We start from the raw sequence: 14,423 nt of genomic DNA, 5'->3' as shown, positions 1-14,423 counted from the left end.
GCCGTACCTGGAGGGCCAACCGGAGGTCACACCGACGACCTCGACGCTCCACCGACAGTCCTAATCACGCCCGGCCCCAACCGGAGCGCGTGAGCACGGACCAGCGGACGTCGGGCCGCCCCGTCTTCCTCGTGGGCGCGGTGGCCGTCGTCCTCATCGGCGGCGGACTCGGCGCGATAGTCGGCGCGTCCGGACAGCAGCGCGACGCCTCGGTCGACCTGCTCGGCGTGGTCTCGTTCGAGATGACGCCGGTCGCGATGACGGCGTTCGGCGTGCTGACGACCGCCGGCCTACTCGCGGTCCTGTTCGGACTCGTCCGGGTGGCCTCGCGGTACGACGACGCGGGGTGACCCACCCGGTTAGGACAACCGGACCTCGTCGCCGACCGCGACGCCGAATGCCGCCTCGCCCCGGCCCCGGTTGACCGCGAGTTCGACGTTGCCGTGGCTGCCGACCGTGACGAGCCGCCGGCCCGCGTCGACTGCGGCGTAGGCGCGCTCGACCGGCGCGGATTCGCCGTCGACCCGGACCGACTCGCGGCCGTCGAGGTACTCGCCGGGGACGTTGGTGACGGCGTTACCGAAGCCGTCGACCACGAGGACCTCGCCGACCGCGCGCCCGTCCTCGATTTCCGGCTCGGGGAAGCGGAGGTCCTCGTACCCCTCGGCGGGTACCACGCCGTCGCGCTCGTGGAAGCGCTCGACGCCGGCCTCGTGGACCTCGGCGGCGGCGGGCGCGAACACGTCCCGGCCGTGGAAGGTGGTACTCGCCGTCTCGCCGTCCTCGTACTCGACCTCGAACACCGCGACATCGGCCGCGTCGCTCGCGCTCGCCAGTTCGCGGGCCGCCGGAAGCAGGACGCCGTTGTCCGGCCCCACGAGCGCGTGGTCGCCCGCTCGAATCGCCAGCGCGGCCCGGTCGGTGCCGACGCCCGGGTCGACCACGACGAGGTGGACCGCCGACGGGAAGTACGGCAGCACCTCCCGGAGCCAGAACGCGGCGGTCCGGACGTCTTGGCGCGGGAAGTCGTGTGCGACGTCGACCAGTCGCGCGTCGGTTCGCTGGGCGATTACGCCCTTCATCGCCGCGGGATACGGCGAGCCGAAGTCGGAAGCGAGCGTTATCACGCCCGACGGTTGGCGCTTGGCGGCCGTAAACGGTCGGGACTCGGCGTGCCGTCACCGAACCGCTGCGGTCGGCGGCGGTTTCGCTCGCGCCAGCGTGGTCGCACGACCCACCGAGCGTCCGACCGCCACCGCGACCGTCGGCCGCCCTCGATTCCTGACCAGTCGGAGCGTCAGGTGGTAGGTACCGCCACCGCGCAAGACGAGCGCTCGCGAGTCCGATTCGCCTCGCGTCCCGTCTCCGCCCGCGCGCAGGTCGAGACCGACTCGCCTGACCTCGACCGGTCCGCCGGCGAGTCGATACGCGAGCACGCCCCGCTCGTCGTCGGTCCTCGCCCCACGTCGGTCCACGGGAGCGGTCTCCCCGCTCGGAACGCCGCCGAGCGCGACGAACGCCAGCGGCGCGGTCGTGGGCGAATCCCCGGGAAGCGAAAGGTCGAGCGTTCGGCGCGCGCCGGGGGCTTCCTCCCGGGCGAGCGACTCGGCCGCCGCCGCGACGCGGTCGAGTTCGCGCGCGGCGAGACGGTCTGTCCGGGTCGCGCGGGCGTCCTCCAGCGCGGGCGCGACCGCTCCGAGGAGTGCCGCGGCCAGCGCGACGCCCAGCACCAGCCGCAACACTACTGCCCCTCCGTCCGCGACAGCGCGCTCGCGAGTCGGGCCAGCACGCTCGATTCCGCGTCGCTGGTCTCTCCCCGAGGGGTCGTGGCGGACCGTTCGCTTCGCTCGTAGGGCCTTTCGCCCGGCGGAGCGTGCGCTCCACACCGACGCGGACAGCCACACTCGGTCGAAGCGGTCGGGTCACTCGAAGGCGTCTCCTCGCGCGCGGAGGGCCCGCGAGCGGTCGGCCGGACTCGCGGCTCGGGCGACGCGTCCGGCGCGTCGGGTCGCTCGGATTCGAGTGCGTCGAGGTCGGCTTCCAGCGACTCGGCCTTCGCCAGCGCGGCGTCGGCTCGGCGCTCGACCTCGTCGTTGACCGCGCGGACGTTGCCGACGTACCCCCGGAGCGCCTGCGTGGCGGCGTCGAGGTCGTCGAGTCGGTCCTCGATGTCGTCGAGGCGAGCCGACAGCGACTCGACCTCGCGGGTGAGTTCGGCGGCGTCGCCGAGGTCGGGCACCGAGAGGTCCTCGTCGGTCAGGGCGCGTTCGACCGCGTCGAGTCGGTCGGCGAGCGCGTCGTCGTCGGACATGGCCCGGTTTCGTCCCGCTCTCGTATTTAAAAGTACGCGTGGATGGTGTTCAGAAACAGCAGTTCGAGTAGTGACACATTCTCAAGCAGCAGAATTGCAACCACAGCCTCGAACGCCCTCGGTGCGCTCTTCGACGACGTTGGAACCGCAAACACATTCCCGAAAGCCCTCGGCGCGCTCGCGGTCGCTCAGCGACATATTCGACGGACGTGGTTGCGTCGAATAGCGGTCGCTGAGACGACTGAAGTGAACGCGAGCGCGCCTCGCCCTTTCAGTCCGCCAAGGCGACCGCACCGCATCCGCACAGCACCGCATCCACACCACCCCGCACCCGCACCGCGACAGCGGGCCTCACCCCTCCCCAGCCTCGGCGAGCGCCTGAACGCGCTCGCCTCCCTCGCGCAGTTGGCGCGACACGGGGTCGCGCCAGCGCGCGCCGACGTGGAATACCATCTCGTGCACCACCGCGTGACCGAGTTCGACCTGCGCCACCGAACGCGGCCGGATTCGACGGTTCGGTTCCCGGAGTCCCGTCGAGCGTCGGGGCTACTCCGCGCCGAACTCGCGCTCGACGGCCTGCCGGTCGATTTTCGAGGGGCCCGAGGTGGGCATCTCGTCGACGAACGCGAGTTTCCGGGGGTGTTTGAACCGCGCGAGTTTCCCGTCGAGGAAGCTCGTGAGGTCCTCGAGGGTCAGCGACTCGTCGCCCTGCACCACGGCCTTGCCCACCTGTCCCCACTGGTCGTCGGGGACCGGGACGACCACGACCTCCTCGACGCCGGGGTGGTCGGCGATGCGGTCCTCGACGGCGGCAGGATAGACGTTCTCGCCGCCCGAGACGTACATGTTCTTCTTCCGGCCTTCGACGTAGACGTACCCCTCCTCGTCGGTCCGGGCGAGGTCGCCGGTCGAGACCCACCCAGAGCCGAACGTCGCTTCGGTCTCCTCGGCGTTGTGCCAGTAGCGGTCGGCGGCGTGGGGGCTGGCGAGTTCGAGTTCGCCGATTTCCCCCGGCGGGAGCGTTTCCCCGTCGTCGTCGACGATTCGCGCGTCGACGTGCATCGCGGGGACGCCCACGCTGTCGGCCTTCTCGGTGGGCCAGCCGTCGGGCATCGTGAAGTTGTTCGGGCCGCACTCGGTCAGCCCGTACCCCTGCGAGAGCTTCACGTCCCGGTCCCACCACGCTTCCATCACCGACTCGCGGCAGGGGCCGCCGCCGGACTTGGCCAACCGGAGCGTCGAGAGGTCCGTGTCGGCCCAGTCGTCGTGAGCGGCCATCATCCGGAGGACTGCCGGGACCGCCACGAGGACGGTCGCGCCCTCCGACTCGACGAGGTGGAGTACTTCGCTCGGCTCGAACTCCCGCGCGAGGACGACCGTCGCGCCGAGGTGGAACATGGGCACGGTGAGGACGTTCCAGCCGCCGGTGTGGAACATCGGGAACACCATCGGGGTGACGTCCTCCGGACGCAGGCCCCACGCCGTGATGGTGTTAAAGGAGTTCCAGAGGACCGAGCCGTGAGTGAGGACCGTCTCCTTGGGCACGCCGGTCGACCCGCCGGTGTGGAGAAACAGGTGCGGGTCGTCCATCGAGACGTCGGCCGTCTCGACCGGCGAGTCGTCGTCGGGCAGGGCGTCCGACCACGCTCGGTGGTCGGCGGTGGCGCTCGCGTCGCCGGTCCCGAGCGCGAGTACCGAGCAGTCGAATTCGCGCTCCTCGCGCGCCAGCACGTCGTCCGCGAGGTCGGCGAACGGCTCCTCGACCACGAGCAGTTCGGGGTCGACGTCGTTCAGCATCGCGACCAGTTCGCCCGCCGCGAGCCGGTGTGAGAGGGGCGCGAGGACGCCGCCGGTCTTGGCCGTGGCGAAAAACAGGTCGACCAGTTCCGGGCGATTTCGCGACAGGACGGCGACGCGCTCGCCGGCGTCCTCGGCCCCACCTGCACCGTCGGGTTCGTCGTCGCTCGCCGCGACCCCGCGTTCGCGGAGAAGTCGGGCGACCCGGTTCGCGCGCCGGTCGAGGTCGGCGTAGGTGTAGCGCTCGCCCGTGGTGGCGTCCACGAGCCCAACCGCGTCGGGCGACAACTGCGCGCGCTTCTCGCTCCACGCCCCCACCCAGTCGTAGGGTCGCTGGTCGTGGCTAAACATCGTCGAGGAACGCCACGAGTCGGTCGTTCACGTCGTCGGCCCGCTCTACGAAGAACAGGTGCGGCCCGCCCTCGAAGAGTGCGAGTCGGCTGTTCGGTAGCTTCTCGTGGAGCAGGTCGGCGTTCTCGACCGGCAACACCTCGTCGGCGGTGCCGTGGGCGACCAGCGCCGGTATCCCGATTTCCCCGAGGCGGTCGCTCGCGTCGAACGCCATCACCCCGGCGGCCTGGGCCTCGCGGGCGGCGTCGGACGCGTCCGACTCCAGCCGCCAGTCCACGATGTCGGCTATCAGGTCGTCGTTTTCCTCGCGGAACTCGTCGGTCATCGCGGGGGCCATCTTGTACCGGATGGCCTCGCGCTCGTCGGCGTCGTCGGGCACGTCGAACATCCGGGCCTGGGTCTCGGGCGGCACGTCGTGGGCTTCGTCGCCGCCGTGACTGGTGCAGAGCAGGCCGAGCGACGCCGCGCGGTCGTAGTCGAGCGCGTACTGCTGGGCTATCATCCCGCCCATGCTCGCGCCGACGACGTGGGCGCGCTCGACGCCGGCGTCCGCGAGGACCGCTTCGAGGTCGCTCGCCATCTCGGCGATAGTGTACGGTCCCTCTGGCGCGTCGGAGTCGCCCGCGCCCCGGTTGTCCCACACCACGACGCGGTACCCCTCGTCGGCGAGGCGGTCGCGCTGCCAGTTCCACATCCACCGGCCGTAGCCCAGTCCCTCCACGAGCGCGACGGTCTCGGGGTCGGTCCCGTCCGCCGGGTCGTCGTCCGACTCGACGCTCCCGGCCGCCCCGTCGGTCCGGCCCGTCGGTTCGACGACCTCGTAGGAGAGCGAGACGCCGTCGTTGTCCGCATGTGGCATACCGAAATCCACGGACGTACCCGCCTTCAAAGGTCTGTTTTACATGTTAACCCCCGGATTGATTCGGCGCGCGACCCCACGCATTCGCATGCCAGTCGCAACTGTGGCCGACGCTGCGGAGGCGAGCCTGACGGTCACCGAGGAGACCATCGACGACTACGCCGACGTGGTGGGCGACGACAACCCGCTCCACCTCGACGACGAGTACGCCGCCGAGGGGCTGTTCGGCGGGCGAGTCGCCCACGGGATGCTCACGGCGGGGGTCGTGAGCGCGGCACTCGCGGACCTGCCGGGCGACATCGTCTACGTCTCCCAAGACCTCGACTTCGAGAAACCGGTCGCGCCCGGCCGGACCGTCACCGCGACCGCGACCGTCGCGGAGGAACTGGGCGAGGACCGCCTCCGGGTCGAAACCGAAGCCGAGGCCGACGGCGAGCGCGTGCTGTCGGGCACTGCGGTCGTGCTGTCGCTCCCTCACGACGGCGAGTAGACGGACGAAAGTCGATTCGGTTCCGACTCAAGACGCGTTTACGGTGTTCCGACACGTTCGACGACGGCCGGTTTCGGCCGGTGACACATCTACCGCCCTTGGCGGACTGAAAGGGCGAGGCGCGCTCGCGCACCGCGTGGTCGTCTCAGCGACCGCGAGCGCGCCGAGGGCTTTCGGGAATGTGTTTGCGGTTCCAGCATTGTCAGAGAGCGCGCCGAGGACGTTCGAGGACGTTCCAACTCCGACCGCTTCGCTGACCAATCCCCGCACCTGCCACAGCGTTTTCTCGGTGGGAAGCCAACACACAGATATGACCGACGACACTGCGGACCACACTTCAGAGAAGAGCGCCGACTCGGTGACGCCCGAAGCCCTCTACGACCGGCTCCGGCGGGGCGAGCGCGTCGGCCTGCTCGACGTGCGCAACCGCGAGGAGGCAGAGGCGTGGCGGATTACCGGCGGGGACGTCGAGCGCGCACAGACTCCCTACAGTGAGTTCGCGGCCGCGACGGCGCGCGGCGAGGTGGCCGACCTCGCGGCGGACCTCGACCTCCCCGAACCGGTCGTCGCGGTCTGCCCGCGCGGGGAGGTCAGCGCCACCGTGGCCGAGCGACTGCGCGCGGAAGGCGTCGACGCGCGCAACCTCTCGGACGGAATGCACGGCTGGGCGCGGCTGTACGTCGCCCGCGACCTCCCGGCCGACGCGCTCCCCGAGGGCGTCGCCGTGGTCCAGTACGACCGGCCCGCGAGCGGCTGTCTCTCCTACCTCGTCGTCGCCGGGGACGAGGCCGCAGTAATCGACCCGCTCCGGGCGTTCGCCGACCGCTACGCGGCCGACGCGGCCGACCGGGGCGCGACCCTCCGGTACGCGGTCGACACGCACGTTCACGCAGACCACCTCTCGGGCGTGCAGGCGCTCGCCGGGACCGACCGCGCTGGCGTCGACGCCGGGTCCGGAATCGAGGCCGTCCTCCCCGCCGGGGCCGACGAGCGCGGCCTCGCGTTCGACGCCCGACTGGTCGGCGACGGCGACGAACTGGTCGTCGGCGACGCCGCCCTGACTGCCGTCCACGCGCCGGGCCACACGACCGAACTGACCGCGTTCCGGCTCGGCGACGTACTGCTCTCGGGCGACGCGCTGTTCACCGACAGTTTCGGCCGGCCGGATTTGGAGCGCGAGGCCCACGGCGACTCGGACGGGACCAGCGGGGAGCAGGTCGACCCGCGAGACGCGGACGGTGCGCGCGACCTCGCGGAGACGCTGTACGACACGCTGACCGACCGACTGCTCGCGCTCCCCGACGGCGTGCTGGTCGCGCCCGGCCACCGCCGCCCCGACGAGTCGCCCAATCCCGGCGAGAACGACGCCTACGCCGCGCGCGTCGGTGCGGTGCGCGAGCGTCTCCGACTCGGCGACGACCGGGGCGCGTTCGCGGCTCGGGTCCTCGACTCGCTCCCGCCCCGGCCCGCCAACTACGGGGACATCGTTCCCGCGAATCTCGGCCGGGAGTCGGTCGACGACGAGACGGCGTTCGAGATGGAACTGGGGCCGAACAACTGCGCGGTCGCGGCCGAGGACTGACCCGAGACGGGCACACGGCCACCGAGTCGTTCGACCCGGCGCGTGACGGGGCGGCGCTCGCGGTCGGTCCCATCGCCGTCTCGCCCCTCGGGCCGCGGTAGCGATACGCTAGCCGCGGCAACACTTTTCTCGCCGACGGAACACGTCCCCACATGGAAGAACGCATCGAGCAGACCGACGAGCCCATGACGCCCGACCGAATCGCGGGCGACCTCGCCGACCTCGGCGTCGAACCCGGCGACACCCTGCTGGTCCACTCGTCGCTGTCGTCGCTCGGGTGGGTCACGGGCGGCCCGCCCGCGGTCGTGGACGCGCTGATGGGGGCCCTCACGCCCGAGGGGACGCTGGTGATGCCGACCCACTCGCCCCAGTACTCCGACCCCTCCCGGTGGCACAACCCGCCGGTTCCCGACGACTGGGAGGACGTCATCCGGACCGAGCGACCCCCGTATCGGCCGGACGTGACGCCCACCCGGGGCGTGGGTTCGATTCCGGAGTGCTTCCGAAAGTATCCCGATGTCCGACGCAGCCGCCACCCCGTCTACTCGTTCGCGGCGTGGGGCGCGAACGCCGAGGAGGTAGTCGCCGGCCACAGCTACGACCACGGGATGGGCGAAAAATCGCCGCTGGCGGCCGTGTACGACCGCGGGGGAACCGTCCTGATGCTGGGCACCGACCACGACACCAACACCTCGCTCCACCTCGCCGAACACCGCGCCGACCGCGAGCAGGGCGTCTCGAACCAGACCGTGCCGGTCCTTGACGACGACGGCGAGCAAGAGTTCGTCGCGTTCGAGCAACTCGAATACGACGCCGACGACTTCGCCGACGCGGGCCAAGACTTCGAGGACGACCGCCCGGAAGCGGTCACTCGCGGCGCGGTCGGCCCCGCGGACGCGAAACTCCTCGACCAGCGTGCGGTCGTGGACTACGGTGCCGACTGGTTCGAGGCGAATCGGTCGTAGAGTGACGACGCCTCCCCACCGGGTCCCGCACCCAGTGCACGAGTCACGGTCGCTCGAAACCCCTCGGCGCGCCTCGCCGTGCAGTCCGCCAGAGGCGTGGTCCGGTTCAACGGCCGAAATCCGCGGGTGGTCGGGGCCCGGGAATGCGTCTCCGCCAGAAGAGCGCTGGACGTTCAGTCGTCGGCCGCCGCAGCCTCACCCTCGCCGGTCGCGGCCGCATCCTCGATGCTCGGCGGATACTTGCCCCGGTCGAGCACGAGGTCGCTTTGGGGTCGGGCCATGCAGGTCAGCGCGTACGCCTCGGCCTCCTCGTCGGTCAGGCCTCTGGCGGCCGGTTGAGTCACCTCGCCCTCGACGATTTTCGCCGAGCAGGCCAGACACATCCCGACCCGGCAGGAGTACTCCTGCGCGACGCCCTCCTCGATACACCGGCTCAGGATGGTCTCCGTCTCGGAGACCCGTATGGTCTCGCCCGTGCCGACGAACTCGACGGTGTACTCGGTCATGTGCCGACCTACGAAAGGCCGTCACTAAACTCTTTATCGCCGAGTCTGTCGGTCCTGGACCGACAGAACCGTCAGGTCGCGTATAAAGAGTTTTGCCCCCTCCGTCACGTAGCGCAAGCATATGGCTACGCACGAGTGCGACATCGTCGTCGTCGGGGCGGGGACGGCCGGATGCTACGCCGGCGCGACCGCCGCGAACGCGGGCTACGATGTCGTCGTGGTCGAGCGAAAGAGCGAGACGGAGGCGGGCCACATCGCCTGCGGGGACGCCCTGAAGGGAGCCGACGCCTTCCCCGAGGCCATCCCGAAGTCCCAGCTGGAGCCGTCGTTCACCAACACCGACGTCGACCACGGCCGGTTCGAGATTCCCCAGGAGGACACCGTGCTGGAGATTCCGGTCCCCGGCGAACTCGCGGTCATCGACCGCTGGGAGTACGGCCGGCGGGTCATCGAGGGCGCGGAGAGCGCGGGCGTGCAGTTCCACTACGACACCGTGGTCAAGGACGTGACCCAGCGCGAGGACGGCCGCGTGACGGGCGTCCGGGGCAAGCGCGACGGCGACGTCCAGCGCTACGACGCCGAGCTCGTGATAGACGCGGCGGGCGCGCTCTCCATCCTCCAGGACAAGGCCGACCTCGCCGACGCCACCTTCGACACCAACGTCACCTACTCGCAGTTCTGCTCGGCCTATCGGGAGGTCGTCGAAGTCGAAGAGCCCGTGCCGTGGAACGACGCCCTCGTCTTCAAGCCCACCGACCGCGCGGCGGGCTACCTCTGGTACTTCCCCCGGACAGAGACCGAGATAAACGCCGGGCTGGGCTTCCAGATGACCGAAGAGCCGATGCACCTCGTCGACGACCTCAAGGCCGACCTCCGGTCCCGGCCGGAGTTCGACGGCGCGACCGTCGAGGACAAACTCGGGGCGGCCCTGCCGACCCGCCGGCCGTACGACTCGGCGGTCGCGCCGGGATTCATCGCCGTCGGCGACGCGGCGGGCCACGTCAACCCCACGACCGGCGGGGGCATCGCCGGCGCGGCGTACGCCGGCAAGTACGCGGCCGAGACCGCCATCGACGCCATCGAGGACGGCGACGTGGGCGAGGCCAACCTCTGGGAGTACAACGAGCGCGTGATGGACCACTTCGGCGCGCGCTACGCCGGTCTCGACGTGTACAACATCTTTGCGACCGCCGTGGACGTCGACGACCTGATGGGACTGTTGGGCGCGCTCCCGGCGACCAAACTCGCGGAGGCGCTGTACTCCGGGTCGGCCAACATCGGGTGGCAACTCAAGATTCGGACCGCGCTCAAGTCGTTCGGCCACTGGGACCTCATCTACGAGCTCTACCGGACCAAGCGACTCGCCGACGACCTCATCGACCACTACGGGACGTATCCGAGCGACCCGCGCGGCCTGTCGGCGTGGCAAGACGAGCGCGACTCGCTCATGGACGACATCTACGCCACGACCGGCGCGGACGCGAAGTACTAAGTACGACCGACGACCGTTTGCTGTCTTGACGAACGAAGTGAGCCAGGGCTCGGAAGACGCGGTTCGTCTTCCGGTGCGGTCGCAGTGCGAGCGGTCGCTCCGCGACACGCTCGCAGGGCTCCCTGCCAAACGCTCGACCAAGATCACTGCGGTCGTCCCGCTGGTGCGCGACCGCGACTGGTCCGGTCGCTCGCTGTAAGTGTTCCGGACCGGTCGTTCGTCCGCTACTCGACCTGCTCGCGCAGCGTTTCGACGTCCTTCTCCAGCCGACTCAGCGCGGCGTCGGCGTCCATGTACCCCTGTTCGTACTCGCCCAGCACCGTGTCGGCCTCGCCCAGGAACTCCTCGATTGCGTCTTCTGCGTCGGTCATACCACCTCGAAGGCGCGGGGGCGAGTTAGGTCTGGTGGAGTCGCGCTCTTCGACCGGAAATGGACCGCCAGCGTCCGCGCGAGCGCGGTTCGCCGCGAGCGAACGCACGTGAGCGAGCGGCCCAATGAACCCTCGAAGGACCGCGTCACAGACGCGGTCCTGAGGGGGTGACGCAGTGGTTTTCATGAACGTTTTGCAAGGGCGGCGCTCTCGTGCGCCGCCCGCAGCAAAAGGTTCTATTGGAACATCCGGAGCGGCTGGGCCTGGGAACTCTCGTCGGTCTCGGCCTCGCCCATGCGTTGGGCGAGTTGCTCTTTCTGCTCGCTGATTTCCTCGGCGCGCTCGACGAGGTGGTCGGTCGCCACGTCGAGGTCGGTCAGCGGCGCGATGCCGTTCTCGATGAGGATGTGAGCGGCCTCGGGGTCCGGGAACTGCGGGTCGCTCTCGACCACCAGCGCGTAGGCGTCGTGGTCGCGCGCGGCCGCCTCGTGGAGGAGCGCGCCCGTCGGGCCGCTGATCGCGCCGCGCTCGGGCGGGCTGCCGACGCCGTGGTCGTCGAGCCGTCCACCGGCGTCACCGGTCGCGACGCCGTACAGCGACGGAATCTCGCCCGGTTCCTTCTCCTTGGGGAGCCCGCTCAGATATATCGGCGTGACGTCGCGGTCGACCAGCCAGTCGGTGACGCAACTGGCGAACTCCGACGCCGCGGAGGCCGACACCGGGACGTCGCTCTGGAGCGCCACGAGGTCCCGGTCGGCGTCGGCGTACAGCCGGACCGGCGGTCGGACCGTCCGGCTGCCCGCCTCGTACACCGAGATTCTGGGGAGGCCCTCGCAGTCGATGCTGGCGTAGTAGGTCATGTCGAACTGGTCGACCACGTGGTCGGTGGCGAGTTTGCCCACCAGTCCGACGCCCGGGAGCCCCTCGACCAGCGTTGGTTCGTCGAGCGACACCTCGTCCGCAACGACGTTGACGCGAGCCATACCGGTGGTTGTGTCAGCCAGCGCATAAAGGTCGGGGCCACGCTTCAGAACAGTGTCCAGAAACCCAGACGCGATTGGACAAGAGTCCTCGAACGCCCTCGGCCGTTCAGCCCACCGTCGGAGCGCGCTCCCACGAGCCTGCGGTCGCGTCGCTCCCGCGAACACCGGGACGGGAGCTGGCTCACCGAGCCCAAGCAATGGCGGGCGACGCGTCTCGGAACGGTCTCACGCCCCGGTCGGGTCCGGGAGGGCTACCGCACCACCGTCACCGTGACCGCGCCGCAGGGACACTCGTAGGCGCGGCGCTCGCCCGCGTCGGTCGTCATCCGGAGCATCAGGTCGTCCTCGCCGAGCGTGCGACCGCAACCACGCGCGTCGCAGGCACACCGCAGGTCCTCCATCATGGGCCTCACTGGTCGCTCCATCCTACTTAAATTGAGCCTTGGCCGGGGCGGAAGTGAAACTGGTCCCGTCCGGGACGTAAAACCTATCCGGCCCGGGTCGCCTTCCCAGAGTATGACGCCGACCGACTGGACGGCGGCGGCCGTCGACCCCTCCCCGACGGACGACCCGCCCGCCCTCGACGACCCGGTCCCCGTGGACGTACCCGGCAGACCCGAGCGGTTCGCCGGAGCCGACGCCGTCGCGTACCGGACAGAGTTCCCCGACCCCCGCGACGGCGACGAGCGGGTCACGCTCGAACTCCGGGGACTGTTCGCCCGCGCGCGAGTCTGGCACGACGGCGAGTTGCTCGGCGACCACGACGCCTACTTCCGGCCCGCCCGCTTCGAACTCGACCCCGCCGAGACGAACGAACTGGTCGTGGCCTGTTACGCCCCCGAGTCGTTCGGCGGCGTCTACGCCACCGACCGCGTGCCCGACGAGCGCGCGGTGCCCGGCATCTGGTGGGGCGTCGAACTCGAAACCCACCCGCAGACCTTCCTCGACGACCTCTCGCTGACGCCCCGCCGGACCGACGACGGCGCGACAATCGACGCCGATATCGCGGTCGAGGCGGGCGAGTCCGTCGACGACCGCATCTCGCTGTCGGTCCGCCCGCAGGGGTTCCGAGGCGGCGGCGTGATGGAGCGCGCCCGCGTCGAGGCCGAGGCCGGCGAGCGCGTCACCGTCTCGAAGGCCCTCGACCTCCGGGACCCGGCCTACTGGTGGCCCGCCGGCTTCGGCCCCCAACACCGCTACGCGGTCCGGGCGAAGCTCGGCGACTCCGAGCGCGTGGTCGAAACCGGGCTCTGCGAGGTCCGGACGCCCGACCGCGGGAGCGGTGCCGACGCCGGGAGCGGTGCGGGCGGCGCGAGCGACTACCTGCTGGTCAACGGCCAGCGCGTCCCCGCCCGCGGGTTCTCGCTGCTGCCGACCGGCGACCCGACGTGGGACGTCGAGCGCGCGGCCAACGCCAACGCCACCCTCGTCCGGGCGTACGGCCACGTCCCGCCCGCCGAGTTCTACGAGACGGCCGCCGAGTCGGGACTGTTGGTCTGGCAGGACCTCCCGATTGCCGGGCCGGCCGAGTACGACGCCGACCGCGCCGCCGACCTTGCGGGGCGACTCGCGACCGGGCTCGAACGCCACCCGTGCGTCGCCGCGTTCGGGGTCCACGCCGACCCGACCGACCACCTCGCGGGCGTCGGTCCGTCGCGGCTCGCGCGGTACAAGGTGCGCTGGCGGGCGTGGCGCGCCGGGTTCGACGCCACCACCGCCCGGGAGGTCGCCGACGCCTTCCCCGACGGCACGCCGACGTTTCCCGTCTCGGGCGCGCCCGGCATCGACCCCGACGCGGTCCACGTCTACCCCGGCTGGGACTACGGCGAGGCCGGCGACGCCGAGTGGGTGCTCGACAAGTACGGCGGTGGCGACGACGGCGCGAGCGACGGACCGAGTGCTGTCGGCGGGTTCGGCGCGGGGTCGCTCGCGGACGCGGACGGCGATGACGCGACGGACTTCGACGCCGAGGCCCACACCGCCTACGTCGGCAGCGACGCCGAGACGGCGGCCTCGCAGGCGTATCAGGCGCGGGTCCTCAAACAGGTGACCGAGACGCTCCGCCGGCGCGGAACCGGCCTGCTCGCGGCCGACGCGCTCCGGGACGCCGACGCGGGCGCGGGCATGGGCGTCCTCGCGGCCGACGGCACCGAGAAGCCCGGCTACGAGGCGATGGCCGCGTCGCTCGAACCGGTCCAGGTCGTCCTCGACGCCTACCCAGAGGGCGGCGACACCCGGGAACTCACCGTGGTCAACGACACGCCCGAGGAGGTCTCGGGCACGGTGTCGTGGACTGCGGGCGACCGAACCGGCGGCGCGGACGTGACGGTCGAGGCGTTCGACCGCGCGAGCGCCGGAACCATGACGGTCCCGGGCGACGCCGAGGCGGTCGAAACCTCCTTCGGGCGGGCCGACGGGTCGGTTCGGAACGAGTACCGTTTATAACCCCTCGACAGGTGTGGGAGTCGGTTACACTGCCGTTAGCGGCCGTGTGAACCGTTTCCACGCCTCGCTTCGGCGGAAGGTTTATATATCCACGGTGGATATTTGCTGGTACCAGAACGCCACGAGCGTTCGGCAAGCATCGTGCGACAAATGACATGGGACTATTGTCATCCGCCGATTGCCAGTAGGCCACAGCGTCCGCTGTCGGCTACTGGCGCGTCGACGGCCGGGCGACCGGAACGCCGAACGGCCGGACGTCGAACGCCGAACG

General features: G+C 70.7%; 15 protein-coding genes. 6 read left to right on the top strand and 9 right to left on the bottom strand.

Going from position 1 to position 14,423, the window contains the following annotated elements; translation table 11 throughout:
- Positions 1 to 89 precede the first annotated feature (89 nt).
- Entirely contained in the window at positions 90 to 350 is a 261-nt protein-coding gene (locus EPL03_RS03565; RefSeq protein ID WP_135827955.1) for a DUF7520 family protein, read from the top strand.
- 9 nt (positions 351 to 359) lie between these two features.
- Here the strand turns inward: EPL03_RS03565 and EPL03_RS03560 are convergent, their stop codons facing one another.
- The 5 genes from EPL03_RS03560 to EPL03_RS03540 all read right to left on the bottom strand — a co-directional run bounded on the left by EPL03_RS03560 (position 360) and on the right by EPL03_RS03540 (position 5,318).
- A complete protein-coding gene (locus tag EPL03_RS03560) occupies positions 360 to 1,127 on the bottom strand; it encodes an SAM hydrolase/SAM-dependent halogenase family protein (protein WP_135827954.1) in 768 nt (255 codons plus the stop codon).
- Between the two features lie 51 nt (positions 1,128 to 1,178).
- Entirely contained in the window at positions 1,179 to 1,742 is a 564-nt protein-coding gene (locus tag EPL03_RS03555) for a DUF7311 family protein (RefSeq protein WP_135827953.1), read from the bottom strand.
- Positions 1,742 to 2,311 carry a DUF7310 family coiled-coil domain-containing protein gene (locus EPL03_RS03550; RefSeq protein ID WP_135827952.1) on the bottom strand — a complete coding sequence of 190 codons (570 nt, stop codon included), beginning with the start codon at positions 2,309 to 2,311 and terminating at the stop codon, positions 1,742 to 1,744. The genes EPL03_RS03555 and EPL03_RS03550 overlap by 1 nt, the downstream gene beginning before the upstream one ends.
- A gap of 546 nt (positions 2,312 to 2,857) precedes the next feature.
- Positions 2,858 to 4,459, bottom strand: a complete 1,602-nt coding sequence (locus tag EPL03_RS03545; protein ID WP_135827951.1) for an AMP-binding protein — start codon at positions 4,457 to 4,459, stop codon at positions 2,858 to 2,860.
- Positions 4,452 to 5,318, bottom strand: a complete 867-nt coding sequence (locus EPL03_RS03540; protein WP_135827950.1) for an alpha/beta fold hydrolase — start codon at positions 5,316 to 5,318, stop codon at positions 4,452 to 4,454. The genes EPL03_RS03545 and EPL03_RS03540 overlap by 8 nt, the downstream gene beginning before the upstream one ends.
- Positions 5,319 to 5,406: 88 nt before the next feature.
- On the opposite strand from EPL03_RS03540, the gene EPL03_RS03535 reads away from it, so the two are divergent.
- The 3 genes from EPL03_RS03535 to EPL03_RS03525 all read left to right on the top strand — a co-directional run bounded on the left by EPL03_RS03535 (position 5,407) and on the right by EPL03_RS03525 (position 8,355).
- Complete coding sequence (locus tag EPL03_RS03535; protein ID WP_135827949.1) at positions 5,407 to 5,808, top strand: MaoC family dehydratase; 402 nt, start codon at positions 5,407 to 5,409, stop codon at positions 5,806 to 5,808.
- Positions 5,809 to 6,118: 310 nt separating this feature from the next.
- Entirely contained in the window at positions 6,119 to 7,390 is a 1,272-nt protein-coding gene (locus EPL03_RS03530) for an MBL fold metallo-hydrolase (protein WP_135827948.1), read from the top strand.
- 152 nt (positions 7,391 to 7,542) lie between these two features.
- Positions 7,543 to 8,355, top strand: coding sequence for an AAC(3) family N-acetyltransferase (locus EPL03_RS03525; RefSeq protein WP_135827947.1), 813 nt, complete (start codon positions 7,543 to 7,545; stop codon positions 8,353 to 8,355).
- Between the two features lie 173 nt (positions 8,356 to 8,528).
- On the opposite strand, the gene EPL03_RS03520 is transcribed toward EPL03_RS03525, so the two are convergent.
- Positions 8,529 to 8,861: a 2Fe-2S iron-sulfur cluster-binding protein gene (locus tag EPL03_RS03520; RefSeq protein WP_135827946.1), complete on the bottom strand. Its 333-nt coding sequence runs from the start codon at positions 8,859 to 8,861 to the stop codon at positions 8,529 to 8,531.
- A gap of 121 nt (positions 8,862 to 8,982) precedes the next feature.
- Between EPL03_RS03520 and EPL03_RS03515 the strand changes: the two genes are divergently transcribed.
- On the top strand, positions 8,983 to 10,353 hold the full coding sequence (locus EPL03_RS03515) for a geranylgeranyl reductase family protein (protein WP_135827945.1): 1,371 nt from the start codon (positions 8,983 to 8,985) through the stop codon (positions 10,351 to 10,353).
- A gap of 224 nt (positions 10,354 to 10,577) precedes the next feature.
- Here EPL03_RS03515 and EPL03_RS19765 read toward each other — a convergent pair whose 3' ends face one another.
- The 3 genes from EPL03_RS19765 to EPL03_RS19760 form a co-directional block, all read right to left on the bottom strand.
- Positions 10,578 to 10,724 (bottom strand): hypothetical protein, encoded by a 147-nt coding sequence (locus EPL03_RS19765; protein WP_168216172.1) that lies wholly within the window; start codon positions 10,722 to 10,724, stop codon positions 10,578 to 10,580.
- 236 nt (positions 10,725 to 10,960) lie between these two features.
- Positions 10,961 to 11,707 carry a proteasome assembly chaperone family protein gene (locus EPL03_RS03510; protein ID WP_135827944.1) on the bottom strand — a complete coding sequence of 249 codons (747 nt, stop codon included), beginning with the start codon at positions 11,705 to 11,707 and terminating at the stop codon, positions 10,961 to 10,963.
- A 251-nt stretch (positions 11,708 to 11,958) separates the two neighbouring features.
- Entirely contained in the window at positions 11,959 to 12,111 is a 153-nt protein-coding gene (locus tag EPL03_RS19760; protein WP_168216171.1) for a hypothetical protein, read from the bottom strand.
- 112 nt (positions 12,112 to 12,223) lie between these two features.
- Between EPL03_RS19760 and EPL03_RS03505 the strand changes: the two genes are divergently transcribed.
- Positions 12,224 to 14,152 (top strand): glycoside hydrolase family 2 protein, encoded by a 1,929-nt coding sequence (locus tag EPL03_RS03505; protein WP_135827943.1) that lies wholly within the window; start codon positions 12,224 to 12,226, stop codon positions 14,150 to 14,152.
- The last annotated feature ends 271 nt before the right edge of the window (positions 14,153 to 14,423 follow it).

Source organism: Halorussus halobius (assembly GCF_004765805.1).
GTDB lineage: Archaea > Halobacteriota > Halobacteria > Halobacteriales > Haladaptataceae > Halorussus > Halorussus halobius.
This window is presented reverse-complemented; position numbering and strand designations above follow the sequence as displayed.

Excerpts from the sequence above, each read along its gene's own strand:
- EPL03_RS19765 (WP_168216172.1), bottom strand. The coding sequence starts at position 10,724 with ATGACCGACGCAGAAGACGCAATCGAGGAGTTCCTGGGCGAGGCCGAC.
- EPL03_RS03530 (WP_135827948.1), top strand. The coding sequence starts at position 6,119 with ATGACCGACGACACTGCGGACCACACTTCAGAGAAGAGCGCCGACTCG.
- EPL03_RS03510 (WP_135827944.1), bottom strand. The coding sequence starts at position 11,707 with ATGGCTCGCGTCAACGTCGTTGCGGACGAGGTGTCGCTCGACGAACCA.
- EPL03_RS03545 (WP_135827951.1), bottom strand. The coding sequence starts at position 4,459 with ATGTTTAGCCACGACCAGCGACCCTACGACTGGGTGGGGGCGTGGAGC.
- EPL03_RS03550 (WP_135827952.1), bottom strand. The coding sequence starts at position 2,311 with ATGTCCGACGACGACGCGCTCGCCGACCGACTCGACGCGGTCGAACGC.
- EPL03_RS03535 (WP_135827949.1), top strand. The coding sequence starts at position 5,407 with ATGCCAGTCGCAACTGTGGCCGACGCTGCGGAGGCGAGCCTGACGGTC.
- EPL03_RS03525 (WP_135827947.1), top strand. The coding sequence starts at position 7,543 with ATGGAAGAACGCATCGAGCAGACCGACGAGCCCATGACGCCCGACCGA.
- EPL03_RS03505 (WP_135827943.1), top strand. The coding sequence starts at position 12,224 with ATGACGCCGACCGACTGGACGGCGGCGGCCGTCGACCCCTCCCCGACG.
- EPL03_RS03520 (WP_135827946.1), bottom strand. The coding sequence starts at position 8,861 with ATGACCGAGTACACCGTCGAGTTCGTCGGCACGGGCGAGACCATACGG.
- EPL03_RS19760 (WP_168216171.1), bottom strand. The coding sequence starts at position 12,111 with ATGATGGAGGACCTGCGGTGTGCCTGCGACGCGCGTGGTTGCGGTCGC.
- EPL03_RS03540 (WP_135827950.1), bottom strand. The coding sequence starts at position 5,318 with ATGCCACATGCGGACAACGACGGCGTCTCGCTCTCCTACGAGGTCGTC.
- EPL03_RS03515 (WP_135827945.1), top strand. The coding sequence starts at position 8,983 with ATGGCTACGCACGAGTGCGACATCGTCGTCGTCGGGGCGGGGACGGCC.